This window comes from Citrobacter sp. MGH100 (genome assembly GCF_001034465.1).
Lineage (GTDB): Bacteria > Pseudomonadota > Gammaproteobacteria > Enterobacterales > Enterobacteriaceae > Citrobacter > Citrobacter youngae.
Genome location: NZ_KQ089800.1, coordinates 1,465,428 through 1,490,194 on the forward strand (window position 1 = coordinate 1,465,428; position 24,767 = coordinate 1,490,194).

The 24,767-nt window shown below is 50.0% G+C and carries 24 protein-coding genes; 7 read left to right on the forward strand and 17 right to left on the reverse strand.

What is annotated here, in order from left to right; translation table 11 throughout:
* Nucleotides 1–21: 21 nt before the first annotated feature.
* The 3 genes from SK32_RS06980 to SK32_RS06990 all read right to left on the reverse strand — a co-directional run bounded on the left by SK32_RS06980 (nucleotide 22) and on the right by SK32_RS06990 (nucleotide 3,684).
* Nucleotides 22–1,968, reverse strand: coding sequence for a DNA topoisomerase III (locus SK32_RS06980; RefSeq protein WP_048211904.1), 1,947 nt, complete (start codon nucleotides 1,966–1,968; stop codon nucleotides 22–24).
* A 4-nt stretch (nucleotides 1,969–1,972) separates the two neighbouring features.
* Nucleotides 1,973–3,016 (reverse strand): selenide, water dikinase SelD, encoded by a 1,044-nt coding sequence (gene selD, locus SK32_RS06985; protein ID WP_048211905.1) that lies wholly within the window; start codon nucleotides 3,014–3,016, stop codon nucleotides 1,973–1,975.
* A gap of 116 nt (nucleotides 3,017–3,132) precedes the next feature.
* Nucleotides 3,133–3,684: an NAD(P)H nitroreductase gene (locus SK32_RS06990; RefSeq protein WP_048211906.1), complete on the reverse strand. Its 552-nt coding sequence runs from the start codon at nucleotides 3,682–3,684 to the stop codon at nucleotides 3,133–3,135.
* Nucleotides 3,685–3,858: 174 nt separating this feature from the next.
* Between SK32_RS06990 and sppA the strand changes: the two genes are divergently transcribed.
* From sppA to pncA, 3 genes are read left to right on the forward strand one after another with little or no spacing between them, the layout of a single operon-like run.
* Nucleotides 3,859–5,715, forward strand: coding sequence for a signal peptide peptidase SppA (gene sppA, locus SK32_RS06995; RefSeq protein ID WP_048211907.1), 1,857 nt, complete (start codon nucleotides 3,859–3,861; stop codon nucleotides 5,713–5,715).
* Between the two features lie 55 nt (nucleotides 5,716–5,770).
* Complete coding sequence (ansA, locus tag SK32_RS07000; protein ID WP_048211908.1) at nucleotides 5,771–6,787, forward strand: asparaginase; 1,017 nt, start codon at nucleotides 5,771–5,773, stop codon at nucleotides 6,785–6,787.
* Nucleotides 6,788–6,801: 14 nt separating this feature from the next.
* Complete coding sequence (gene pncA, locus SK32_RS07005; protein WP_048211909.1) at nucleotides 6,802–7,440, forward strand: bifunctional nicotinamidase/pyrazinamidase; 639 nt, start codon at nucleotides 6,802–6,804, stop codon at nucleotides 7,438–7,440.
* A 37-nt stretch (nucleotides 7,441–7,477) separates the two neighbouring features.
* Here pncA and SK32_RS07010 read toward each other — a convergent pair whose 3' ends face one another.
* From SK32_RS07010 to SK32_RS07045, 8 genes are all read right to left on the reverse strand, one after another.
* A complete protein-coding gene (locus SK32_RS07010; protein ID WP_048211910.1) occupies nucleotides 7,478–8,836 on the reverse strand; it encodes an MFS transporter in 1,359 nt (452 codons plus the stop codon).
* A 140-nt stretch (nucleotides 8,837–8,976) separates the two neighbouring features.
* Nucleotides 8,977–9,735, reverse strand: coding sequence for a DeoR/GlpR family DNA-binding transcription regulator (locus SK32_RS07015; protein ID WP_048211911.1), 759 nt, complete (start codon nucleotides 9,733–9,735; stop codon nucleotides 8,977–8,979).
* A 136-nt stretch (nucleotides 9,736–9,871) separates the two neighbouring features.
* Nucleotides 9,872–10,855, reverse strand: a complete 984-nt coding sequence (ydjG, locus tag SK32_RS07020) for an NADH-dependent methylglyoxal reductase (RefSeq protein WP_048211912.1) — start codon at nucleotides 10,853–10,855, stop codon at nucleotides 9,872–9,874.
* A 9-nt stretch (nucleotides 10,856–10,864) separates the two neighbouring features.
* Nucleotides 10,865–11,812 (reverse strand): carbohydrate kinase family protein, encoded by a 948-nt coding sequence (locus tag SK32_RS07025; RefSeq protein WP_048211913.1) that lies wholly within the window; start codon nucleotides 11,810–11,812, stop codon nucleotides 10,865–10,867.
* Nucleotides 11,813–11,816: 4 nt separating this feature from the next.
* On the reverse strand, nucleotides 11,817–12,653 hold the full coding sequence (locus tag SK32_RS07030; RefSeq protein WP_048211914.1) for a ketose-bisphosphate aldolase: 837 nt from the start codon (nucleotides 12,651–12,653) through the stop codon (nucleotides 11,817–11,819).
* 24 nt (nucleotides 12,654–12,677) lie between these two features.
* A complete protein-coding gene (locus tag SK32_RS07035; RefSeq protein ID WP_048211915.1) occupies nucleotides 12,678–13,721 on the reverse strand; it encodes an NAD(P)-dependent alcohol dehydrogenase in 1,044 nt (347 codons plus the stop codon).
* A gap of 17 nt (nucleotides 13,722–13,738) precedes the next feature.
* Complete coding sequence (locus SK32_RS07040) at nucleotides 13,739–15,118, reverse strand: MFS transporter (RefSeq protein ID WP_048211916.1); 1,380 nt, start codon at nucleotides 15,116–15,118, stop codon at nucleotides 13,739–13,741.
* Between the two features lie 27 nt (nucleotides 15,119–15,145).
* Entirely contained in the window at nucleotides 15,146–16,222 is a 1,077-nt protein-coding gene (locus tag SK32_RS07045) for a zinc-binding dehydrogenase (RefSeq protein ID WP_048211917.1), read from the reverse strand.
* A gap of 296 nt (nucleotides 16,223–16,518) precedes the next feature.
* Here SK32_RS07045 and SK32_RS07050 point away from each other — a divergent pair, with 296 nt between their 5' ends.
* Nucleotides 16,519–17,772, forward strand: a complete 1,254-nt coding sequence (locus SK32_RS07050; RefSeq protein ID WP_048211918.1) for a chitinase ChiD — start codon at nucleotides 16,519–16,521, stop codon at nucleotides 17,770–17,772.
* 94 nt (nucleotides 17,773–17,866) lie between these two features.
* Entirely contained in the window at nucleotides 17,867–18,211 is a 345-nt protein-coding gene (gene yajD, locus SK32_RS07055) for an HNH nuclease YajD (RefSeq protein ID WP_003030690.1), read from the forward strand.
* 44 nt (nucleotides 18,212–18,255) lie between these two features.
* Here the strand turns inward: yajD and SK32_RS07060 are convergent, their stop codons facing one another.
* Entirely contained in the window at nucleotides 18,256–18,531 is a 276-nt protein-coding gene (locus tag SK32_RS07060) for a YeaC family protein (protein WP_048211919.1), read from the reverse strand.
* Between the two features lie 42 nt (nucleotides 18,532–18,573).
* Nucleotides 18,574–18,987: a peptide-methionine (R)-S-oxide reductase MsrB gene (gene msrB, locus SK32_RS07065; protein WP_048211920.1), complete on the reverse strand. Its 414-nt coding sequence runs from the start codon at nucleotides 18,985–18,987 to the stop codon at nucleotides 18,574–18,576.
* 341 nt (nucleotides 18,988–19,328) lie between these two features.
* Here msrB and gapA point away from each other — a divergent pair, with 341 nt between their 5' ends.
* On the forward strand, nucleotides 19,329–20,324 hold the full coding sequence (gene gapA, locus SK32_RS07070; protein ID WP_003030697.1) for a glyceraldehyde-3-phosphate dehydrogenase: 996 nt from the start codon (nucleotides 19,329–19,331) through the stop codon (nucleotides 20,322–20,324).
* Nucleotides 20,325–20,407: 83 nt separating this feature from the next.
* Complete coding sequence (locus tag SK32_RS07075) at nucleotides 20,408–21,292, forward strand: D-hexose-6-phosphate mutarotase (RefSeq protein WP_048211921.1); 885 nt, start codon at nucleotides 20,408–20,410, stop codon at nucleotides 21,290–21,292.
* Between the two features lie 98 nt (nucleotides 21,293–21,390).
* Here the strand turns inward: SK32_RS07075 and SK32_RS07080 are convergent, their stop codons facing one another.
* The 4 genes from SK32_RS07080 to SK32_RS07095 form a co-directional block, all read right to left on the reverse strand.
* Complete coding sequence (locus SK32_RS07080) at nucleotides 21,391–22,245, reverse strand: aldo/keto reductase (RefSeq protein ID WP_048211922.1); 855 nt, start codon at nucleotides 22,243–22,245, stop codon at nucleotides 21,391–21,393.
* Nucleotides 22,246–22,421: 176 nt separating this feature from the next.
* A complete protein-coding gene (locus SK32_RS07085) occupies nucleotides 22,422–22,772 on the reverse strand; it encodes a hypothetical protein (protein WP_048211923.1) in 351 nt (116 codons plus the stop codon).
* A gap of 10 nt (nucleotides 22,773–22,782) precedes the next feature.
* On the reverse strand, nucleotides 22,783–23,025 hold the full coding sequence (locus SK32_RS07090) for a hypothetical protein (RefSeq protein WP_048211924.1): 243 nt from the start codon (nucleotides 23,023–23,025) through the stop codon (nucleotides 22,783–22,785).
* 580 nt (nucleotides 23,026–23,605) lie between these two features.
* Nucleotides 23,606–24,352, reverse strand: a complete 747-nt coding sequence (locus SK32_RS07095; RefSeq protein WP_048212595.1) for a MipA/OmpV family protein — start codon at nucleotides 24,350–24,352, stop codon at nucleotides 23,606–23,608.
* Nucleotides 24,353–24,767: the final 415 nt, after the last annotated feature.

Sequence of the window (24,767 nt, forward strand, 5' to 3'; positions counted from 1 at the left end):
ACGCTTACCAGGCCTACAGACTTACAGGCCCGCATCTTCAGATGGCGGGCTTTTTTTCGCCGGACGTTTACGCGGCACACTCTTTTTCTTATCGCCACCACTACCGCCAGGTGCAGCAATTCCACGAAAGCGTCGTACCGGTGTGCTGCGCGCCTGATCGATAAGCTGATACAGCGTCCCCACCAGCGGCTGCATGAAATCCTGATAGCGACATTGCTTTTCGCTGATTTGGGTCAGGATAGATTCCCAGTGCGCGGTCATGTCCGGGCGTGTCGCCATTTCTGGCAACGAGTGGAACAGCGCTTTTCCCGCGTCGGTAGAATGGATATACCGTCCTTTTTTCACCAGGAACCCGCGCTTAAACAGCAACTCGATAATCCCGGCGCGCGTCGCTTCCGTTCCCAGTCCGTCTGTCGCGCGCAGGATCTTTTTCAGTTCTTTATCCTGCACGAATCGCGCAATCCCGGTCATCGCTGACAGCAGCGTGGCATCGGTAAAGTGTCGTGGCGGTTGGGTCTGACGTTCAACCACTTCGCCTTTTTCGCACAACAGCTCGTCATCTTTTGCCACCACCGGCAACGGCGTTCCGTCGTTATCTTCGTCGCGCTCTTTATTGCCGAGCAGCGTGCGCCATCCGGCTTCCGCCAGAAAACGCGCTTTGGCAACAAACTTGCCTTTGGCAATATCCAGCTCAATAACGCACTTCCTGAATACCGCATCTGCGCAAAATTGCATCAGATACTGACGGGCAATCAGGTTGTAAATTTTCGCTTCATTGTCATTCAGGTTGATGGATGCACTGCGTGCGGTAGGAATGATGGCATGGTGCGCATCCACTTTTTTGTCGTCCCAACAGCGATTTCGCGTATCGGGATTGACCGCCGGTTGCGGGAGCAGATCCGGTGCATGGACGCTAATCGCGTTCAGTACCGCATGACGTCCGGCAAAGTGCTCTTCCGGCAGATAACGGCTATCCGAACGCGGATAGGTAATCAACTTATGGGTTTCATACAACTTCTGACAGATATCCAGAACGTTTTGCGCACTTAAACCGAAGCGCTTCGCCGCCTCAATCTGCAACGCCGACAGCGAAAAAGGCAGCGGCGCGGATTCTGATTCCCGTTTATCGTTATAGCTGGTGACTATCGCCGGCTGACCGTTAATGCGGTTCACCACGTGTTCAGCCAGCGTGCGATTCAGCAAGCGCCCTTCTTCATCCTGATAAGGCTCACACGCTTCGCTCGGCTGCCAGATAGCGGTAAACCGCTCATCGGCGGGCGTTACGATATGCGCCTTTACCTCAAAGAAGTCTTTGGCGACAAAGTTTTCAATCTCTTCATCACGACGCACAACCAGCCCGAGCACCGGCGTTTGTACGCGCCCGACCGAAAGTACGCCCTGATAGCCCGCGTTACGTCCGAGAATGGTGTAAGCGCGCGTCATATTGATACCGTACAACCAGTCCGCACGCGCTCGCGCCAGCGCCGAGACGCACAGCGGGATAAACTCACTGTTGGCGCGCAGACGCTCAATAGCCCGCTCCACGGCCTGCGGGTTGAGGTCGTTAATCAGGCAACGTTGCACCTGTTGGCGCTTTTCAGGTGCCAGTTGCAGGTAATCCAGCACTTCATCCACCAGCAGTTGCCCTTCACGATCGGGGTCACCGGCGTGAATAACTTCGCTGGCCTCATGCAAAAAGCGCTTAATGACGTTAAGTTGTTTGGTCACCGAGGGGCGCGGTTGCAGTTGCCACTTTTCCGGGACAATCGGCAGATCGACCAGACTCCAGCGAGCATAACGACTGTCGTAGGCGTCTGGTTGCGCCTGTTCAAGCAGGTGACCAATACACCAGGTCACCACTTGTCCATTTCCGCATTCAATAAAGCCGTCACCTTTGCGATGCGGCTTGGGTAGCACATCGGCGATGGCGCGCGCCAGACTCGGTTTTTCGGCAATAAACAACCGCATCGGGTTAACGGATCTCAACCATGGCGCGACCGCCACGAGCTTCCACTAACTCACCAATCGCGGTGAGGTCGATGCCAAACTGCGCCGCTGCGGCTTTCACTTCGGCTTCAGCTTCCGGCGTTACCGCCAGCAGTAGGCCACCGGAAGTTTGCGGATCGCAGAGCAGATCGCGTACCGACTGCGGCATTTCACCCATCAGGTGGCCGTAGCTGGCAAAGTTACGCTGGGTACCGCCGGGTACCGCACCCTGCGCGATGTACTCTTCAACGCCAGGCAGCTTAGGAATAGCCTGGTAGACAATCTGCGCCTGAACGCCTGCGCCCTGACACATCTCACTCAGGTGTCCGAGCAGACCAAAACCGGTGACGTCGGTCATGGCTTTCACGCCATCGATTTCGGCGAATGCCGCGCCGGCAATGTTCATCTGGCACATCACTTCCGTCGCCAGTCCTTTGTGTTCGTCCTTCAGCAGCGATTTTTTCTCTGCTGTCGTCAGAACGCCAATCCCCAGAGGCTTGGTCAGGAATAACTTACACCCTGCCTCTGCGGTGCTGTTTTTCTTCACGCGTTCGGTCGGCACAACGCCGGTTACCGCAAGGCCAAAGATAGGCTCAGGGGCATCAATAGAGTGACCACCCGCCAGCGCGATACCCGCCTGACGGCAGGCAAAACGTCCACCTTCGGTGACTTCGCGGGCGATTTCCGGCGCCAGCTTATCCAGCGGCCAGCCCAGAATAGCAATTGCCATAATCGGTTTGCCGCCCATAGCGAATATATCGCTGATGGCGTTAGTCGCGGCGATGCGGCCAAAATCAAACGGATTATCGACAATCGGCATAAAGAAATCGGTGGTGCTGATAACGCTGGTGCCGTTCCCCAGATCGTATACCGCCGCGTCGTCGCGAGTTTCATTACCCACCAGTAAGTTCGGATCAACAAACTTCGCCTGCTCACTGTGCAGGATGGTTTCCAGTACTTTGGGGGAAATCTTACAACCGCAACCGGCTCCGTGGCTGTATTGCGTTAAACGAATAGCGTGCTCGCTCATGGACATCTCCTGTCATTGCAATCCGGATATGGTAGCGCTCATTCCATGATGTGGTAAGAGTGACTGTCTGAATTCGGGTGTCTTTGCTCAGAATCCAGACAGTTTTGCCGTTGATATCAGAAATAACGGACGAATGCGCTCGGATCGGCCAGGTTGATCGTCGTGGATGCTTTTAGCTGCGGCGTTCCCAGATAGAGGAAACCGACGATTTTATCTTGCGGGCGACAGTCGAATGCTTCACGAACGACCGCACTTTCGGTTAATGCGCCGCTGCGCCAGATACCGCCAAAGCCCTGGGCAATTGCGGCCATCTGCATAGCCATCACTGCACAACCGGCAGACATTTCCTGTTCCCAGAGCGGAACCTTGTCGTTTTCTTCACATTTCGCCACCACGGTAATAATCAGCGGCGCGCGAAACGGTGCGCTGCGCGCTTTTTCCTGGGCTTTCTCATCGCTACCTGCGGCGATCGCGCCTTTTTCAAGCACGGCACTAAAGCGTTCGCGTCCTTCACCTTCAATCACAAAAAATTGCCACGGTTGTAGCGACTTGTGGTCCGGTGCGCGCATTCCCGCCCGCAGAATATTTTGCAGCTGTTCTCCGGCCGGGGCCGGCTCGACAAGACGAGAAGCGCTACGACGGGTGATAAGTAATTCGAGTGCATCCATTTGCTTAACTCCAACAATGATATTTGTTCACAAAATTAACACGTGGGCGGATTTTGTTACAGCACAGGCGGCGATTCCTGCTGACAAGTGCCTGCCGGGTCATTACGATAGCCTCATCTTAACGCCTTTCTCCGGAATTTCGGGTGGCGTGTTGTTAATCGGTAGGGAGAATACATGCGAACCCTGTGGCGATTTATTGCCGGATTTTTTAAATGGACATGGCGATTACTCAATTTCGTCCGTGAATTTGTGCTTAACCTGTTCTTCATCTTTTTGGTGCTGGTTGGCGTGGGTATCTGGATGCAGGTCAGTAGCAGCAGTACCAGCGAACATGCTGAGCGAGGCGCACTGTTGCTGGATATCTCGGGGGTGATTGTCGATAAGCCATCGAGCACCAGTCGCTTAAGCGTTATTGGTCGTCAACTGTTTGGCGCCAGTTCCGATCGCCTGCAGGAAAACTCCCTGTTCGATATCGTGAATACTATTCGCCAGGCAAAAGATGATCGCAACATCACCGGCATCGTGATGGATCTGAAAAATTTTGCCGGGGCCGACCAGCCTTCCATGCAGTATATCGGTAAAGCGCTGCGGGAATTCCGCGACAGCGGCAAACCGGTCTTCGCCGTAGGCGATAACTTCAGCCAGGGGCAGTACTACCTCGCCAGTTTCGCCAATAAAATTTATCTCTCTCCACAGGGTTCCGTTGATCTGCACGGCTTTGCCACTAACGGTCTGTACTACAAATCCCTGCTCGACAAGCTGAAAGTTTCCACGCACGTGTTCCGCGTCGGTACCTATAAGTCTGCCGTAGAACCGTTTATCCGCGATGATATGTCTCCTGCCGCGCGTGAAGCCGACAGCCGCTGGATAGGCGAGCTGTGGCAGAACTATCTCGACACGGTCGCCGCCAACCGCCAAATCCCTGCGCAGCAGGTGTTCCCGGGCGCGCAGGCGATGCTTGACGGATTGACGAGAGTCGATGGTGATACCGCGAAATATGCGCTCGACAACAAACTGGTGGATGCACTGGCCTCCAGCGCCGAAGTCGAAAAAATGCTGACCAAACAGTTTGGCTGGAGTAAAGCGGATAAAAACTACCGCTCTGTCAGCTACTACGATTACACGCTGAAAACCCCGGCTGATACCGGCGACAGCATTGGCGTTATCTTCGCCAATGGCGCGATTATGGACGGTGAAGAAACCCCTGGGAATGTGGGCGGCGACACTACTGCCGCACAGATCCGCGAAGCGCGTCTTGATCCGAAAGTGAAAGCCATTGTTCTGCGCGTTAACAGCCCTGGCGGCAGCGTCAGCGCCTCGGAAGTAATCCGTTCTGAGCTGGCAGCGGCAAAAGCGGCGGGCAAACCGGTTGTCGTTTCCATGGGCGGCATGGCGGCCTCTGGTGGGTACTGGATCTCTACGCCTGCCAGCTACATCGTGGCAAACCCCAGCACCCTGACCGGCTCCATCGGCATCTTTGGTGTTATCAACACGGTAGAAAACAGCCTGGATTCAATTGGCGTGCATACTGACGGTGTTGCAACGTCCCCACTGGCGGATATCTCCATCACCAAAGCGTTACCGCCGGAAGTGCAGCAGATGATGCAACTGAGCATTGAGAACGGCTACAAACGCTTTATCACGCTAGTTGCGGATGCGCGTAAGACAACGCCTGAGCAGATTGACAAAATCGCGCAGGGCCACGTCTGGACCGGTCAGGATGCGAAAGCCAACGGTCTGGTAGACAGCCTCGGTGATTTTGACGACGCCGTCGCGAAAGCGGCTGAGCTTGGCAAACTGAAACAGTGGCACATTGAGTATTATCAGGACGAACCAACATTCGTTGATATGGTGATGGACAGCATGTCTGGCTCCGTTCGTGCCATGCTGCCTGACGCCATTCAGACTATGCTCCCGCCACCGCTGGCCTCTGCGGCCAGTGCAGTAAAAGCCGAAAGCGATAAGCTGGCCGCATTCAACGATCCGCAAAACCGCTATGCGTTTTGCCTGACCTGCGCCAACGTTCGCTAACTATTGACCCCTCTTCGGGATGAAGAGGGGTTTTCTTTGAGACAGAAGAAAAGTCATGCAGAAAAAATCAATTTACGTTGCCTATACCGGCGGTACCATTGGTATGCAGCGCTCAGAACAGGGTTATATTCCCGTTTCCGGTCACCTGCAGCGCCAGCTGGCATTGATGCCAGAATTCCACCGTCCGGAGATGCCAGACTTCACCATCCACGAATACGCCCCGCTGATGGATTCCTCCGATATGACGCCGGAAGACTGGCAGCATATTGCGGAAGACATTAAAGCGCACTACGACGATTACGATGGTTTTGTCATTCTGCACGGCACCGATACCATGGCGTTTACGGCTTCGGCGCTCTCTTTTATGCTGGAGAATCTGGGCAAGCCGGTCATTGTGACAGGGTCACAAATCCCATTAGCAGAGCTACGTTCTGACGGACAAATCAATTTGCTGAATGCGTTGTATGTTGCAGCAAATTACCCGATCAATGAAGTTACCCTGTTTTTCAACAATCGACTGTTTCGCGGCAACCGGACCACTAAAGCGCACGCCGATGGTTTTGACGCCTTTGCCTCACCTAACCTTGCGCCGCTGCTGGAAGCGGGGATCCACATTCGTCGGCTGGGAACACCGCCCGCACCTCACGGTACAGGTGAGTTGATTGTGCATCCTATCACTCCGCAACCAATTGGCGTGGTCACCATTTATCCTGGGATCTCCGCTGATGTAGTACGCAACTTCCTGCGCCAACCTGTAAAAGCATTAATTTTGCGCTCCTACGGCGTGGGTAATGCGCCGCAAAATAAAGAGTTTCTGCAAGAACTTGAAGATGCGAGCTCGCGTGGCATCATGGTGATAAACCTGACCCAGTGCATGTCCGGCAAGGTAAATATGGGCGGCTATGCGACGGGGAATGCACTGGCGCATGCTGGCGTGATTGGCGGCGCGGATATGACGGTCGAAGCCACACTCACCAAATTGCACTATTTACTGAGTCAGGAACTGGATACGCAGACCATTCGTGAAGCGATGACGCAAAATCTGCGTGGTGAGCTCACGCCTGACGATTAAAGGAGTCTATGCCCATGGCCCGAGCCTTACTGTTGGTCGATTTACAAAATGACTTTTGTGCCGGTGGTGCCCTCGCGGTCCCGCAAGGTGACAGCACAATCGATATTGCCAACCGTCTGATTGACTGGTGTGCCGTACGCGGTGATACCGTCGTTGCCAGCCTGGACTGGCACCCGGCTAATCACGGCAGCTTTGCCAGCCAGCATCAGGTTGCCCCCTACAGCCAGGGACAACTCGATGGCCTGGCGCAAACCTTCTGGCCCGATCATTGCGTACAGCACAGTGAAGGAGCAAGCCTACATCCACTGCTGAAACAGCGGGCGATATCTCAAACCTTTACCAAGGGCGAGAACCCGCTGGTCGACAGTTACAGTGCGTTTTTTGATAACGGTCGTCGCCAGGCTACTGCACTGAATGCGTGGCTTCAGCAACATCATGTTACCGACCTCATCATTATGGGACTGGCAACTGATTATTGCGTCAAATTTACCGTTCTGGATGCGCTCGATTTGGGTTATACCGTCAGCGTTATTACCGATGGCTGCCGTGGCGTCAATATTCAACCCCAGGACAGTGCAAACGCCTTTATGGACATGGCGGCGGCGGGCGCAACGCTGTATACGTTGGACGACTGGCTGGAAACCCAGCGCTAATTGATGCCGACAGGATCTCCCCTGTCGGCACGTTATCTCAGGCCAGCGTTGAAATCTCTTCCAGCGAAACTTTGCGTGTTTCGATGCCAAAGCAAAAAAGAATCAGCGCGCACAGCACCAGCATTATGCCTAGCACGATAAAGACCGTAATCGAGCCGTAGCGGGTCAACAAGATAGCGACGCCATAGGGAGTAAATACTGCGACAATTCTTCCCACGGCATTCACAAAGCCCGATCCCCGCAATCTAAGGTGTGTGGGCCATAGTTCGGGGACATATACCGCAGAGGCAAAGCACACATACATATACAAAAAAAAGATCATCACCAACCCGTAGCTCAAAATAGCCCACTCTTCGGTTTGAATCGAATAGAAATAGCCGAGCAGCGCGATAATAATCAACAAGAATGAACCAAACAATCGTCGTGGAAAACGGTCGATAATCAGTGTGGCAATAAATATCCCAACGGGTGCGCCAATCATAATTATCGCGGTCATAAAAATAGATTTCGTCACATCGATTCCCGAATTAACAAAAATCGTCGGGATCCATACCGTAATGGTATAGAGCGAAATATTCATCGCAATAAGCACAGTGATTGCCACCAGCGTACAACGCAGCATCGGTCCTTTGAACAAGAGCCAAAATGAATCACTTTCCGTGCTTATATCCGCCGTCAGGCAATCGCTATGACAGGAAGGTAAAGTAATGTTTTTTTCTTTCTCAATTTGCAGTTCCACCTGTAGAAGATGTTTTTCAGCTTCATTTCTCTGTCCTTTGCCAGCCAACCAGCGAGGAGATTCAATATAGTACTTTCCCGACAGATACCATGCTAAGAGCATTGCCATGCCACCGAGTAAAAACATCATCCGCCAGCTTAGAAAGGCGATAATCACAACGCCAATTGCCGCCGACAGCATCGGCGACCAGTTGCCGACAAACGACAGGCGAGCAGACCACTTCCCACGCACCCCGGGCGGAATAAATTCAGTAAATGAGGCATAGCCCACCATAATTAGCGCTCCCATTCCGCTCCCCATCAGGAAGCGGAAAAAGATAAGCCAGTACATGTTAGGCACAAACGTTGCCGCACAGGCAGAGACCCCGACGATCAGCAAATTGAAGCGAAACGCCTTGCGTCGGCCAAGATAATCACCAATAAAGCCACCGGTTAGTGAGCCAATAAAATAGCCAAACATCAGAGCCGAGGTAAACACGGCGTTGAGGTAATTATTTGACCAACCGGTACTGACTAATTTTGCCAATACCACATTCCCGGAATAGCTGAGAAAACCGGTGACTAATAAACTAAAACTGATAATGCCAAAAATACGAAAATGAAATCGAGATAAAGGTAAGCGATCTAATCTTGCACCGATAGGGTCACATTGTTCCATCTGGATGCCTCAAATTAAGCTAAATAGAAAGTATGGCGATCGCGGCAGAATAAATTTCGCCGCGCCATCCATCATCATTAGGTTCTTATGGCATTGTCCAGGTGCAAACTAAAATAATATCGACACGCCCTACGTTAAAATTAATATACGAGTTGAATATTATTCTCTTTGCAAAATGCAATCCACTCTGCACCCGGTGCCTTATTGGTTATAAGGTAATTAATATGGCTAAAGTCCACAAGCTGGACGAACGCTTTACGATCGAACTTCGAATGATCAACTAACAGAGCTACTTCGGTCGCCTGGCGGATCATCGTCTTTTTGATTTCAGCTTCCGCTTCGTTAGAATCAAGCGCCCCGCTCTGCATATCCAGACCTTTGCAGCTCATCACCAGGATATCAACATGATAGCGGCTGATAATCTCCTTGGTGATCCTTCCCTGAAGCGACAGCGTATTTTTATTTAATTCACCGCCAGTAGAAACAACGTTAATCTCTGACTGTGCCAGCTCATGAAAAGCTTCAGCCGAGTTGGTCAGTAGCGTCAGATCGTTTCTTTCCTTCAACAGTTTTAATAATTCCATCGCGGTACTGCTGGAGTCGGCAGCCATGGTGGTCTTATTTTTAATAAACGGTAATGCATTACGGGCAATGATCTGCTTTTCTTCAAAAAAAGATTTTGCACGCTTATAAAAATGGATATTGTCGGACAACGCGGTGGTATTGAGTACAGCACCGCCATATGTTCGGGTCAAAAAACCTTCATCTTCCAGTTTTTCCAGATCGCGGCGAATCGTTTCTTCAGTCACCTGAAAGATCGAACTTAAATTAGATACCGCTACTTTCTTATCATTCGCCACCATTTGCTTAATGGCCTGAATCCTGTCTTTTGCCGCCACGATGACACCTCTGTTTCCTGCAAAGTAATAATAAGACCCAAGTATCTCACAGGCTATGTTTATTTTCAAAAGAACATGTCTGAATCACAGATTTTAATACTATTTTACACAGAAACAGAGGTAACTCCCATTTGGCTTATTTTGTATCCAACGCCTCAGCCATTCGCCTCATCAATGAAGAATCATCATCGGTTAGGGAAATCGTTAACGCCTGAACATTATCACGAACCTGTTCAGGCGCGGTTGCGCCGCTCAGCAAGGTGATTAAATTGCTTTGCTTCAAAATCCACGCTAGTGCCAACGCGGGGATTGTGCAGCGGTATTTTTCGCACAACGGCCGCCATTGCTCAAGCATGTCAATCACCCGTAGCATATTGTCCCGTTGGAACCAGACTTTGTTGGCCCTCGCGCCGCCCGGGACATAATCTCTGGCGATAGTACCGGTCAACAACCCCTGCTCGAGCGGTGAATAGACCTGCACCACGATGCCATGCTGCTGGCATAACGGCAGCAGTTCAGCCTCCAGTGCCCGGTCAAGGATGCTGTACTTGGCCTGGATGATATCCAGCTCACCGTGTTTGAGATACTCCCTGATATGTTCCGCATCGACGTTCGCCGCACCGATAGAACGAATTTTCCCCTCTTTCTTGAGTGCGTTTAGTGTATCGACTGTTTCCGCAATCGGCGTAAAACAGGGTTCGACCGACTGCCAGTGGGTCATGTAGATATCAATGCTCTCAATACCCAGTCTTTGCAGGCTGGCATCCACCTCTTCGCGAATCGACTCGGGCGTGAGGTTTTTATACAACTGCCGGTCGCCCACTTTGTTAAACAGGCTGCCTGTTCGTTCCCAGACGATGCCGCATTTGGTTTCAACAACGATATCGTTACGCGGTAGCTTTTTCAGTGCCTGTCCGACAATCACTTCACTGTTGCCAAAGTTGTAGCCTGGCGCGGTATCAATCAGATTGATACCGCAGCGATGCGCCTCAACAATGGTATCAATACAGACCTGCAGGTCGAGATCGCCGTTCCACGCCGGACCGCCACCAATCGCCCAGGTGCCTAATCCCATGCGGGAAAGCGTAATATCCGTACTGCCTAAAGGAATCATTTTCATCTGCTGCTATTATCCTTCATATTCATCGAGAAGTTGTTCAACCAGCTTTCTGTTCTTCACACCCGTCGTGGCCCCTACGCTCAAAACCGATATGGCTGCCGTTGCGTTAGCAAACAGCGCGCACTCACGCAGTGTTTTGCCTTCAAGCAGCGCGGAAATAAATCCCGAGGCGAAATTGTCTCCCGCGCCGATAGTGTCGATGGCGGTAATTCCCGAAACGGCTGGAACTTCGATTTTCATATCGACACGCTTGATAAAGCAGCCTCTCTTGCCGGTCTTAATCACGACGGTTTTCACGCCACAGTTCAGGAAACTGTCGGCAATGTCATCCAGCGTCTCTTTCCCGGTGAGCAGTTTTGCCTCTTCAAAATTGGGAAACAGATAATCCACGTAGCTCAGCGCTTCACGGATATCGTCCAGCGTTTCATTCAGTCGTGGTTTAATCATATCCGCGCAGATAATTAACCGATGCGCTTTCGCCTGAGTGAAAATTGCCGTCAGTGCATCGCCGTCCAGTAACGGGCTATTAAAAATACTCGCCAGCGACAGCAGCTTTGCTTGAGAGAAGCGGTCAAAATCAACATCGCTGATATTCAGCTTCCACAGGCTGCCGTTACGGTTAGTCACAAAAGTACGCTCGCCATCGGCGGTGACTAATCCCACGTTAATAGATGTATCAATTGCGGCATCCTGCTTCAGGCTCTGAATATCTATATTCTCCCGACGACAGTGGTCGAGAATAAAATGACCTGCTGCATCTGCACCTACCCGACTCATTAACGCTGTACGATGACCGAGACGAGAAATAATTGTCGCTTCGTTAATTGCGTCGCCGCCGGTTGTCATCGCTATTCGTTCTAACGGATAAGAGTCAACATCAAAGATATTTTTACTCACAGGCTGTAAAGGAATATCAACAATAGCAGCCCCTATACAAATAACCTCGATATTATCCATGTTGTCATTCCGCTTTACCGTCAGAACCGAACAGTTTAATTTTCTCCAGCGCACGCTCTTTTACCGCTTTGCGAACTTCACGTTCAACGTGCAGGAAGGGCTGATTCTGGTTCTCCTGCACTGCCACCATCGCAGCCTGGCACAGTTCGGTGTGAATGTTGATTTTAGAGATACCTAATGAAATGGCTTTTTTGATATCCGCATCGCTAATGCCGGACGCGCCGTGCAGCACCAGCGGAACGGATACGGCTTCGCGCACGCGTTTAACCACGTCGAAATTCAGTTTCGGTTCGGAGGTGTAGACGCCGTGCTGGTTACCAATCGCTACCGCCAGCGAGTCACAGCCGGTACGCTCGACAAACTCAGCCGCCTGGCTTGGGTCCGTGTAGTGATAACCCGCCAGCGCCTCTTCGTACACCGTTTCATTGCCCACATGGCCCAGTTCAGCTTCGACCGGAATACCCAGCGGGTGGAAGAAATCGACCGCCTCTTTGGTCAGGCGAATATTCTCTTCGAAATCAAAGGCAGAGGCATCACGCATCAGCGAATTCATGCCATGAGTCCAGGCGTTATGGATAATCTCCATGCTGCGTCCGTGATCCCAGTGGGTAATAACTGGAACCGATGCCTTTTTAGCCATTGAAACCATCATGTGCGAAAAATCTTCAAACGAGGTATTCCCCACAAAACCAGTACCGAAGGAGATAATCACCGGCGATTTCGACTCTTCCGCCGCATCAATCACCCCCATTAGCATTTCTGCATTCCACACGTTAAAGTGAGCAATCGCATAATGTTTATTTTGGGCATCATTTTCCCAATATTTAATATCTGCCAGCATAGTTATTTCTCCCTTTGCGATAAATTAATGATTTACTTTAATTACGCCTTTAATAATTTCGCTTTTGTTATTAACGGATTCATCAAACGCGCGCTGAACATCTGCATAATCGTAAATATGCGTCACCATCGATTTCACATCGAACCGACCGGAGGATATGGCTTCAATAGTAACCGGATAGCGGTTGGCGTAACGGAAAACGGTCTGAATAGACACTTCACGGTTAATTTTGAGAAAATTAATTGCGGAATCACCAGGTACTGTACCGACGATCATTATTTTCCCGCCGCGCATCACCAGATACGGCGCCTGCTTAACGGTGATGGCTGAACCGGCGGTTTCGAAAACAATGTCCGCGCCCATATCGCCAGAGAACTGTTGGCAGCGGACAATGGTGTCCTCTTTTGCAGCGTTGATCACGGTTGTCGCCCCGAGTTGTTCGGCCATAGCCAGACGTTTGTCCAGCACATCAACCACCGCGATCTCGGTTGCTCCCAAACATTTACACGCTTGCAGAGTCATTAAACCAATACACCCCGCCCCGAGAATGACGATTTTCTTACCCGGTTTAACGTCTGCCAGCATTGCAGCATGCATACCCACCGCCGCAGGTTCCACCAACGCACCTTCCAGGGTGTCCATATTATCGGGCAACTTGTAAGTGAAGCTCTCCGGATGGCACAGATAGTGGGTTAGCGCACCGCGGTAGTTGGGCTGCGTAGCCATAAAATCGACGTCCGGGCAGATGTTGTATTTCCCTTCCAGGCAGTAGCGGCAGTGACCACACGGTACACCGGGTTCAATATTCACCCGATCACCCGGTTTAAATTTGGTTACACGGTTCCCTACCGCCACCACCGTACCGGCGCATTCATGCCCCAGACCAATTTCCTGATGAGGATCTTTTGGCGGAATAAAAGGACCTGATTCAAATCCATGAACATCTGAACCGCAAATACCAACGTATTCAACTTTGATCAGCACTTCATGCTCTTTTGGCACCGGGATATCGGCGGCGATGATTTTCATCGAGCCCGGCGTTTTTAATATCGCTTTCGAGTTTTTCATTTTATTTCCCGTCAATATTATTTGCTGGTGACTGCATCAATCCCGAGACTTTCGACAGAGACGCCTTTGGTTTCAATTCCGATGGTAGCAATAGCAATGGCGACAATAATGGAGACCGCACCTAGCAGTACAAACACCCCTGTCACGCCGTAACCATTAAGTAATACTGCGACTGCATAAGGTGCGGCGATACCACTGACACGCCCGACCGCGTTGGCCAGTCCCGAACCGCGAAGTTTCGCTTCGGTTGGCCATATTTCCGGAACATAGACAGCGGAGGCATAACAAACATACATATAAACAAAGGTAATCAGGAAAAAACCGATTAATGTAATTAACAGCATACTGGTTTGCAGCGAATAGATATAACCCAGTACAGCAATTAACACTAATAACCCCACACCCATTGTTTTTCTCGGAATTTTATCCATGACCAGCATGGCGATAAAAATCCCAAACGGCGCACCGAACATGCTCATGGTATTTAAGACAATGGAGTCTTTCAGATTAATACCCTGAGTCATAAATATTGTCGGTAGCCAGTTAATTAAGGTGTACTGAACGACGTTCATGGCAATCAGAACAAAAGAACCCAAAATAACCCGCTTCAGCAATACACCTGTTAATAAGGCGGAGTACGGTACAGAACGCGGTTGTTTGCCATCATCCTTTATCACGACTGGCGGCAGTGGCTTACCGGTCTGTCGAATGACACCTTCTTCAATTGCCTGCATCACCTTTTCGGCTTCCTGGTAGCGCCCGCGAGACTCCAGCCAGCGAGGCGACTCGGGGAAACTGCGCCAGGCAATAACAGTAGCTATGAGCGACAGCACCGCTGGAATCAACAGCTGTACGCGCCAGTTCCATTCTGCGCTGATAAGTGGCGTCAGCCCCATCGCGATCAGTGAACAAAGCGGGTAAGACCAGTTGCCGATAAACGAGACCCGACTCGACCAGGTACCACGATTTCTGCCAGGCATATATTCGGTAAACCCAGCAAATAAGGTGACCAGCAGCGCGCCTAATCCAACGCCCATCACAAAACGACAGGCGATCAGGAAGGTCATATTGGGTGAAAACGCGCCCACGATCATAGAAATAATATGAATCGCTTCGTACAAAATAAATGCGTTTTTACGCCCGATTTTATCGCCAATAATTCCCCCGCCGAGCGCACCGAGAAACATTCCAGCCGTCGTAATGGCAGAGAACGTGGCGGTGGTGGAATTATCAGTCCAGCCAAGTTCTTTTAACTGCGCGAGAATTAATCCGCCGACGGCATTACTCCAGCAAACCAGTAATCCGAAGGCAACCATGGCAAACATTGACGTATGCCAGCGACAGTCAGGCAGCCTGTCCAACCTCGCGCCGCAGTGCGGTTTTGCTATTTGTTCCATCCGGGAACCTTCCTTTAATAAATGGAGTTATTCATCAAAGTCGTAGGTCATGATGACCTTAATCGCAGTCTTATCGACCATCGCGTCAAAACCTTCTCGCCATTGCGATAAGCCGATACGGTGAGTGATCATCGGTTTGACTTTTATCGCACCGCTAGCGAGCAGGCGAATAGCATTGCGCCAGGAAGTGGAATCGTAGGCCATATGACCAATGATGCTTTTATTCCACGCAGTGATGTCGTTAATAGAAAAATCGAGAGGTTTGAAGCCCATCCCCACGCGGACAACTTCACCGTTAGGACGCAGCATTTCGATAGATTGTTTCAGGGCAATATTGGCACCGGAACATTCGATGACCAGTCCCAGATTATCTTTCCCGCAGATCTCCTGACAACGTGCAACCACATCTTCGGTCGAACCGTTGACGACAGCCGTGGCCCCCATTTCTTTGGCTATCGGGAAACGCACTGCGGCATCGTCTTCCAGCCCGACCATCACGATATTAACGGCCCCCATAATGCGCGCCATTTGTACCGAAAAAAGTCCCAGCGGGCCGGTACCAAAAACCACCACATCCTGACCCGGAAGAAATTTGGATTGCTGAGCGATAGATTTGTAGGCATTGCAGATGGGGTCGAGTACAGCCGCCTCTTCATAATCAACGCCTGTTGGGATTTCCCACAGCGCATGACGGTGAATTTTGAGGATCTCCCCAGGAACCAGACAATATTTCGAAAACCCACCTCCCCAGGTATTGTTATCCAGACCTAAATTCACTTTTTCTGTACAACAAAGAAAATCACCTTGTTCGCAAGCCGGACAAACACCGCAGACATGCCCGCTGTTGTCAGAAACCACTCGCTGACCGATTTTCCAGTCCTTAACCTTATCGCCAACCTGCACAATTTGGCCGGCAAATTCGTGACCACGAATCGAATTGAACTGGTCGGATCCACTGTCGACATTGTAGTGTTTCATGTCCGCGCCGCAGATAGCCGCCGCTTTGATTTCAATCACTACGTCATCCGGGCCGCATACCGGTTCCGGGACATCAATCATTTTGTAGCCGCCAAAGGCCTTGCCAAATCTTGCCAGTGCTTTCATTGAATTTTCCTTTGTGTTTAGTTTTGCATCACCTGGCATCATACTTATCCATATAATTTTTGAGGTCAACACAAAATCTTTAAAACACAGATTATGATCTGCATTTCACAACTTAGATCACAAATAAGTGCCAGATTGAATCGAAAGCCAACGGCACATTGCAGCCGCTTGGCTAAAATGCCGTGAACCCCTTCGCATTTTTTCTGTTATGAAACTGTTAACCTGCAAGTGCTGTTTTTTTCGCCACGCCATTTCCGTGGCGTGTTTGCTTGTTTAAATGTCAAAGAGGAACACCGATGAAACTTTTGCCTTTGTTGGCAGCATTACCCCTGCTCTGCGCGAGCGTTGTTTCCGCCAGTTCGCTGATGTCTGTTGGCTACTTCAATGGCGGTGGTGACGTCACCGCGGGTCCTGGTGGCGATATCAATAAACTGGATGTTCGCCAGATAACCCATCTCAACTATTCGTTTGGCCTTGTCTATAACAATGAAAAAGACGAGACCAATGACGCCTTAAAAGATGCCAGCAAGCTCCATCAAATTTGGCTTTCACAGAAAGTGCAGGATGATTTGCTGAAAATTCCACAGCTGCGTAAACAGAATCCGAACCTGAAAGTTCTGCTTTCCGTCGGCGGCTGGGGCGCACGCGGATTCTCTGGGGCTGCAGCAACGAAAGAATCGCGCGCGGTGTTTATTCAGTCTGCGCAGGAGATAATTGCGAAATATGGACTGGATGGCATCGACCTTGACTGGGAATATCCGGTCAACGGCGCCTGGGGACTGGTTGAAAGCCAGCCAGCCGACCGCGCGAACTTTACCGCGCTGTTAACAGAGCTGCGTGCCGCGTTGGGTCATAAAAAACTGCTAACCATCGCCGTGGGTGCGAATGCGGAAAGTCCGAAAAGCTGGGTGGATGTGAAAGCCATTGCGCCATCGCTCGATTACATCAACCTGATGACCTATGACATGGCCTACGGTACTCAGTATTTCAACTCGAATCTGTACGATTCGACACAATGGCCAACGGTCGCCGCTGCGGATAGGTACAGCGCCAATTTTGTCGTCGACAACTACCTTGCCGCCGGTCTAAAAGCGAGTCAGATGAACCTGGGCATCGGTTTTTATGGACGCGTACCAAAACGCGCCGTTGAGCCAGGTATTGACTGGAGCAAACCTGACGCGCAGAAAAATCCTGTTACCCAGCCCTATTTCGAGCCTGCGCAAATTGAGTTGTTCAAATCACTGGGCGTCGATCTGAGTAAAGATACCTATGTGAAGTACAACGATATTGTGGCGAAGTTGATCAACGATCCGCAGAAGCGCTTTAGCCAGCATTGGGATGATGAAGCAAAAGTGCCGTGGATATCGGTGCAGTCTGCAGATGGAAAAGCACTTTTTGCCCTCTCTTATGAAAACCCGCGCTCGGTAGCGATCAAGGCTGACTACATCAAGAGCAAGGGACTGGGAGGCGCCATGTTCTGGGAATACGGTGCAGATGACCAAAACCAGTTGGCGAAGCAGTTAGCCGATTCGCTAGGCATCAAACACTGATCCCAACGCCTGACACAATAGGTTATGATTAGCCCATTCTGCTGCGCCAGCCTTTGGCGCAGCTCTTCATTTTCTACTGGAGGCATGCGCTTTTATGGCTTTTATCCCTAAAAATTACGCCCGTCTGGAAGTCGGATACCGGGAAAAGGCGCTAAAGCTCTTCCCCTGGGTTTGTGGACGTTGTTCCCGTGAGTTCGTGTATTCAAATTTGCGCGAGCTGACGGTACATCACATCGATCACGATCACTCCAATAACCCAGAAGATGGCAGCAACTGGGAGATGTTGTGCCTGTACTGTCACGATCATGAGCATTCGAAATACACTGAGGTGGATCAGTATGGTTCCACTGTAGTGGCGGGGGAAGATGCGCAGAAAGACGTCGGCGAGGCGAAATACAATCCGTTTGCCGATCTGAAGGCGATGATGAACAAGAAATAACATCAACTGCGGGCCCGACACCGATGTTTGCCGGGCCAGGTTAATCAGGATTTAAACGTCGCAATCGGTTCGGGCGTAATCCCAAATTCCATTTTAAGCTGCTGCTTACTCTTCATCACCATCTCACCGTTGGTATCGATCGTCATATGCTGTGCGTCAATATTGTTTCGCGCTTGCCATAACATCACCAGCTGTAAGCTGTTCTCTTTTTGTTCTGCCGTTAGCGCCACGCCATCCGGCCATTTTCCGAGTTCAACGGCAGTCGATAAGCGCTGATAAACTTCCGGCGTCATGCTGTTGATCATCTCATCAAGATTCATGTTAAATCCACTCTCCGTAGAATAATTTGCTGAATCGTTTCTTTAGCCCTTGGTTTGCTCGCCGTTTTCACCATCGGTGAAGTTCAAAGACGCTGAGTTAACGCAGTAACGTTCACCGGTAGGTTTCGGACCATCCGGAAAAACGTGTCCGAGGTGCGCATCACAGTTACCACAGCGAATTTCAATGCGCTGCATGCCATGTGAAGTATCTTTCATGTAACGGATAGCCTCTTCACTGACGGGCTCGTAAAAGCTGGGCCAGCCGCAGCCAGAGTCATATTTTGTCTCGGAACGAAATAGCGGTTTGTCGCAGATCAGACAGTGGTAGATGCCGTCACGCTTGTTATGCAGCAAACGCCCGGTAAATGGCGGTTCTGTCCCGTGATTCTGCGTCACGTAGAACTGCATTTCGGTTAAATTTTTTTTCAGTTCTTCTGGAGAAGGTTGATTAGCCATTTGCTCACATCTCACTTTATCTAAACTCACATTGCGAGACAGATTCTAACAAAACATTAACACCGGAGTGCGAACTTTTGTTCTAAACTTGATCCTTGCGAAATGGCAGCCTGCAATTCGTGATAAGAATCACGTTTTTATCTTAATTGCCCTTTAAAATTCGGGCCGCCGACCCCATGTGGTTTCAAGCCCAAAGGAAGAGTGAGGCGAGTCAGTTGCGCAAAGCTTAGGCAGCAGATTGATTTGTCGCAATGATTGACACGATTCCGCTTGACGCTGCGTAAGGTTTTTGTAATTTTACAGGCAACCTTTTATTCACTAACAAATAGCTGGTGGAATATATGACTATCAAAGTAGGTATCAACGGTTTTGGCCGTATCGGTCGCATTGTTTTTCGTGCTGCTCAAGAACGCTCTGACATCGAGATCGTTGCAATCAACGACCTGTTAGACGCTGACTACATGGCTTACATGCTGAAATATGACTCCACTCACGGCCGTTTCAACGGTACCGTTGAAGTGAAAGACGGTCATCTGATCGTAAACGGTAAAAAAATCCGTGTTACCGCTGAACGTGATCCGGCTAACCTGAAATGGGACGAAGTTGGTGTTGACGTAGTTGCTGAAGCTACTGGCCTGTTCCTGACAGACGAAACTGCTCGTAAGCACATCACTGCTGGCGCGAAAAAAGTGGTTCTGACTGGTCCGTCCAAAGATAACACTCCGATGTTTGTTAAAGGCGCAAACTTTGACAAATATGAAGGTCAGGACATCGTTTCTAACGCTTCCTGCACCACTAACTGCCTGGCTCCGCTGGCTAAAGTTATCAACGACAACTTCGGCATCATCGAAGGTCTGATGACGACTGTTCACGCGACCACCGCTACTCAGAAAACCGTTGATGGCCCGTCTCACAAAGACTGGCGCGGCGGCCGCGGCGCATCCCAGAACATCATCCCGTCCTCTACCGGTGCTGCTAAAGCTGTAGGTAAAGTACTGCCAGAACTGAACGGCAAACTGACCGGTATGGCGTTCCGCGTTCCTACCCCGAACGTATCCGTTGTTGACCTGACCGTTCGTCTGGAAAAAGCTGCTTCTTATGAAGAAATTAAGAAAGCAATCAAAGCTGCTTCCGAAGGCCCGATGAAAGGCGTTCTGGGTTACACCGAAGACGACGTCGTATCTACCGATTTCAACGGTGAAGTTTGCACTTCCGTGTTCGATGCTAAAGCTGGTATCGCACTGAACGACAACTTCGTGAAACTGGTATCCTGGTACGACAACGAAACCGGCTACTCTAACAAAGTTCTGGACCTGATTGCTCACATCTCCAAATAAGTTGAGATGAGTATCTGATCCAAAAAGGCGACTTCGGTCGCCTTTTTTTATGACCAAAATATTTATATACCAAGGATTGCATCATGATTAACAAAATTTTCGCTCTCCCGGTCATTGAACAGCTTACCCCTGTCCTCTCCCGCCGTCAGCTTGATGAACTTGAGGTTCTTGTTGTCGATCACCCACAGGTTAAAGCTTCTTTCGCGCTGCAGGGCGCACATCTTCTTTCCTGGAAACCAAACGGCGAAGAGGAAGTCCTGTGGCTCAGTAACAATACCCCGTTCAAAACAGGCGTAGCGCTGCGTGGCGGCGTCCCCATTTGCTGGCCGTGGTTTGGCCCGGCGGCTCAACAGGGTTTGCCTTCTCATGGTTTTGCTCGTAACTTGTCCTGGACGCTGAAAGCGCATAACGAAGACGACAATGGCGTGGTGTTGACGTTTGAACTGCAGAGCAACGCTGAAACGCGTCAGCTATGGCCACACGACTTTACTCTGCTTGCCCGCTTTAAGGTCGGTGCTACCTGTGAAATCGAACTGGAAGCCCACGGTGAGTTTGAAACCACCTCCGCACTGCATACCTACTTCAACGTGGGTGATATTGCCGCAGTGAAAGTCAGTGGTCTTGGCGATCGCCTGATCGATAAAGTGAACGATGCGAAAGAAGATGTGCTGGCTGACGGCATTCAGACCTTCCCGGACCGCACCGATCGTGTCTATCTGAATCCGGAAGCGTGCAGCGTGATTCATGATGATGCGTTGAATCGCAATATCGATGTCGTGCACCACCACCATCTGAACGTTGTCGGCTGGAACCCGGGTCCGGCGCTGTCCATTAGCATGGGCGACATGCCGGATGACGGTTACAAAACGTTTGTTTGTGTAGAAACGGCTTACGCGACCGCTTCGCAGAAAACCACCGAAGAAAAACCATCTCGCCTCGCGCAGACTATTCGTGTGGCTAAACGCTAAGACAACTCTGCGCATCATGCCGGATGCGGCTAACGCCTTATCCGGCCTACAAACCGCTCGTAGCCGTAGGCCTGATAAGCGCAGCGCCATCAGGCAAATCAGGCCATATCCAGCGCCGTTTTACCTTTTGGCGCCGGATATGCCTCATCTAACAACTTCAGTTCATCAACCGAGAGCGTGATATTCAGCGCGGCGGCATTTTGTTCGACATGCGCTACGCTTGCCGCTTTTGGAATCGCGATCACGCCCGGTTGACGAATAACCCACGCCAGTAAGATCTGGGCGGTACTGGCATCGTGTGCACGTGCAATGTCGCTAATCACCGAATGAGTGAGCAGACCACGGCGCAACCGTCCCGCCTGGGCCAGCGGACTGTAAGCCATGACCGGCATCTGCTGTTGCTGACACCATGGCAGCAAGTCATATTCAATGCCGCGCGACGCTAAATGATATAGCACCTGGTTAGTGGCGCATTGTCGTCCACCTGCAACCTGCCATAGCGCCTGCATCTCGTCATAATCGAGATTCGAAACACCCCACCGACGAATTTTCCCCTGAGCGATGAGTTTTTCCATGGCGCTGACGGTTTCTTCATAAGTAAAGTCCCCCGTCCAGTGCAGCAAATAGAGATCCAGATAGTCGGTTTTCAGCCGGCGCAGACTGCCTTCACAGGCAGCAATCGCTTTCTGGCCTCCGGCATTCCACGGATAAACTTTTGAAACCAAAAATGCACCATCGCGCCGTCCCGCTAAGGCTTCGCCAACAATCTCTTCTGCTGCACCATCAGCATACATTTCTGCCGTATCAATCAGACGCAGTCCCAGATCCAGGCCAGCCTGCAACGCCGAGACTTCATCACGACGACGGCAGGGGTTCTCCCCCATGTTCCATGTTCCCTGCCCAATAGCAGGAAGTGATACCTGTTTTGTAAACATCACTTGTTTTACTGTCATAGTTCCCCCTGAGCACATGCACCACAGTAAAGCAAAACATGGGTGATGTGTCCTGTGATGGTGCACAAATTGCACCATCCTCGTTTGGAGGGCTCGTCGTTAATCAGACACAATAAAAACCCGGGAACAGTATTTATTTCCGGGCTCAGACAGATAACTTGTTAGCTGTACTGAGATTATTTTAAACGGCCTAAATATTTACCTTCTTTCATGGCGTTTATTTTTCCGTTCTTATACACAATAACCGAAATCAGGCCTGCACTGTAAGTTTGCGCATCTGCATTATTTTCATCATTGGCTGCCGGGCTACCATTAATGTAGGCAATGCCATCGGTACCACGTTTAAAATCAACCCCCAGTTTATTCACATGTATAGATTTTACCATACTGGCGTTAACCGGAACATTCGCTTCACTAACCATGGTTTTATGATCATGTTGCAACTGACGACGGTAAGCCTCGCTAATAGCATGAGCAGGGACAACAGTTGATGCCACCAGCGCAGCGGTAATAATTAATTTATTCATGAGTAAAACCTTAATATTTATTGTGATTATGATGATGGCTGGAATTACCGTCATTTGTGATGTACAGGTTCTGTGCATTTTCCATAGCCTGTTTTTCCGCTGCAGCATTGATTGTAGCCTGACGATTCTGCTCAACAACGTAGCATGCATCCCGACTGACGCCCTTGTTCTCACAGTCATTCATGCGAGAGGCCTCGGTAGAACAACCCGCCAGAACCCCACCCATCACAGCTATCATGATTAATTTTTTCATTATCTATACCAGGTTTATTCTCAAAAACCTTCATCGCAGATTATATTTCTGCAAGAAAGAATTACGCTCACTATTTTCAAAGTTTGAGTAATATCTGCAATAGAATATTTAATGTCAATTTTAATTTTTTCAGATAATTACCTAAAGAATGTAAAATAAAAATTAAACGTTTTGTTTTTTAGTTTTCACATGAAAGATGACTTTCATGGTTAAATTAAACGATAAAAATAGTTATCAGATATTTTCAACACGTTTTGCAAGGTTAATTGAGATCCAGGAGTAATAACAAAACAGTGCATTTTCAGTATATTGCCGTAGTAGATTTTGTTAGTCGCTAACGATGATTGGTTCTGCGACACCTGTATTTCTTACGCTGTAAGAAAATCGATATCAGACTAATTAAATAATACGTTCCTTTTTGGTAACTACACCAGGTAAAACACGTTAATTATTCGTTGCAGCATCGCATAAGGCAGAATCAGCAGAAATCGTGAATTCTCATGCTTGAGATCAACATTCATTCCCGTCAGGCATAAAAAAGCCCGCATAACGCGGGCTCATGTTCAGCATTGGAAATGCATCAGAACTTATAGGTGATACCCGTTGAGATCAGACCCGTCCAGGATTTGTCTACCATCGGGCTGTCTGTCACTTCATCAGACAAACGGGTGTAACGCGCAGTACCGTACACGCTCCAGTCGCCTAAGAAATTATAGTTGGCGCTGAGTTCAAGGTACGGATTCCAGCTGCTTTCAGGATCGTAGCTGCGTAAACCACTGCGGGACGATTCGTGGCGCGATACACCGTAGTAGTACTGGTTCTGGTTTTCACTGTTCCACTCAACACCAATCCCCGGTGTCAGCGTCAGGCCCCCGTTGGTATAACGGTACAGCCATGCCAGATCCCATACGATACCATTACTGTTATCCAGTGCGTCTCCCGCGAGGCTGGTACGCAGGAAACCATATTGTGTGTTATGCACGTAAGAAAGCCCGGCCATCATGGTGCTCTTGCGCTTATCGAGATTGCGCAGACGGCTATCGTCGCTGTCGCCCGGCTTGAAGTACAGTGGCGACCAGTACGCCATCACAGATAATTTATCTGTATTGTCATTCCACAGGTAGTAACCGCCGCCCAGACCACGGAACCAGAAGTTGTCGCTTTCATAGGTCACAACAGGGACCGGGTAAACGTCACTATCGTAGTTTTTGTAAGGGTGTTCAACCACACCAACGCCTGCGCCCAGCGTCAGGTTGCTTTCTGCTTGCGCGACGCTCGCGGACGTGGCAATAAGCACGCCAAGTGCCAGAAGTTTGAGTTTGGTCACAATCCATAATTCCTTATTCAAATGTTTAGCGACGAAAGTGTAACCGCCAATACGCTTCAGCCCAACTATTTTACGTATTACCTGCCCAATGTAACCCCCTAATTTCTCAACGAGTGATGACATTTTGCTTGCAGTACGGTGAACACCACATGAATTCAGCCCCATTTCTTTACATAACATGTGCTTTTTTTGCTGATGAGTTATTGATATGCCATTGAAATTCATTTGCGCGTACAGGCAAGTTTTGCAAATGCCATCTACGCTTAAATTTAGAAGGTGTATCACCGAATACGTTGATCTCCTGACCATCGAAATGGCATGAGAGTTGCTTATTTCTTCAGCAGCGACGTCGTTCAGTTTACCTCTTCAGGGGCCTCTACTATTCATATGAACGGCTCTTAACATGTGCTAAAAA

Excerpts from the sequence above, each read along its gene's own strand:
- SK32_RS06980 (WP_048211904.1), bottom strand. The coding sequence starts at position 1,968 with ATGCGGTTGTTTATTGCCGAAAAACCGAGTCTGGCGCGCGCCATCGCC.
- selD (WP_048211905.1), bottom strand. The coding sequence starts at position 3,016 with ATGAGCGAGCACGCTATTCGTTTAACGCAATACAGCCACGGAGCCGGT.
- SK32_RS06990 (WP_048211906.1), bottom strand. The coding sequence starts at position 3,684 with ATGGATGCACTCGAATTACTTATCACCCGTCGTAGCGCTTCTCGTCTT.
- sppA (WP_048211907.1), top strand. The coding sequence starts at position 3,859 with ATGCGAACCCTGTGGCGATTTATTGCCGGATTTTTTAAATGGACATGG.
- ansA (WP_048211908.1), top strand. The coding sequence starts at position 5,771 with ATGCAGAAAAAATCAATTTACGTTGCCTATACCGGCGGTACCATTGGT.
- pncA (WP_048211909.1), top strand. The coding sequence starts at position 6,802 with ATGGCCCGAGCCTTACTGTTGGTCGATTTACAAAATGACTTTTGTGCC.
- SK32_RS07010 (WP_048211910.1), bottom strand. The coding sequence starts at position 8,836 with ATGGAACAATGTGACCCTATCGGTGCAAGATTAGATCGCTTACCTTTA.
- ydjG (WP_048211912.1), bottom strand. The coding sequence starts at position 10,855 with ATGAAAATGATTCCTTTAGGCAGTACGGATATTACGCTTTCCCGCATG.
- SK32_RS07025 (WP_048211913.1), bottom strand. The coding sequence starts at position 11,812 with ATGGATAATATCGAGGTTATTTGTATAGGGGCTGCTATTGTTGATATT.
- SK32_RS07030 (WP_048211914.1), bottom strand. The coding sequence starts at position 12,653 with ATGCTGGCAGATATTAAATATTGGGAAAATGATGCCCAAAATAAACAT.
- SK32_RS07035 (WP_048211915.1), bottom strand. The coding sequence starts at position 13,721 with ATGAAAAACTCGAAAGCGATATTAAAAACGCCGGGCTCGATGAAAATC.
- SK32_RS07040 (WP_048211916.1), bottom strand. The coding sequence starts at position 15,118 with ATGGAACAAATAGCAAAACCGCACTGCGGCGCGAGGTTGGACAGGCTG.
- SK32_RS07045 (WP_048211917.1), bottom strand. The coding sequence starts at position 16,222 with ATGAAAGCACTGGCAAGATTTGGCAAGGCCTTTGGCGGCTACAAAATG.
- SK32_RS07050 (WP_048211918.1), top strand. The coding sequence starts at position 16,519 with ATGAAACTTTTGCCTTTGTTGGCAGCATTACCCCTGCTCTGCGCGAGC.
- yajD (WP_003030690.1), top strand. The coding sequence starts at position 17,867 with ATGGCTTTTATCCCTAAAAATTACGCCCGTCTGGAAGTCGGATACCGG.
- SK32_RS07060 (WP_048211919.1), bottom strand. The coding sequence starts at position 18,531 with ATGAATCTTGATGAGATGATCAACAGCATGACGCCGGAAGTTTATCAG.
- msrB (WP_048211920.1), bottom strand. The coding sequence starts at position 18,987 with ATGGCTAATCAACCTTCTCCAGAAGAACTGAAAAAAAATTTAACCGAA.
- gapA (WP_003030697.1), top strand. The coding sequence starts at position 19,329 with ATGACTATCAAAGTAGGTATCAACGGTTTTGGCCGTATCGGTCGCATT.
- SK32_RS07075 (WP_048211921.1), top strand. The coding sequence starts at position 20,408 with ATGATTAACAAAATTTTCGCTCTCCCGGTCATTGAACAGCTTACCCCT.
- SK32_RS07080 (WP_048211922.1), bottom strand. The coding sequence starts at position 22,245 with ATGACAGTAAAACAAGTGATGTTTACAAAACAGGTATCACTTCCTGCT.
- SK32_RS07085 (WP_048211923.1), bottom strand. The coding sequence starts at position 22,772 with ATGAATAAATTAATTATTACCGCTGCGCTGGTGGCATCAACTGTTGTC.
- SK32_RS07090 (WP_048211924.1), bottom strand. The coding sequence starts at position 23,025 with ATGAAAAAATTAATCATGATAGCTGTGATGGGTGGGGTTCTGGCGGGT.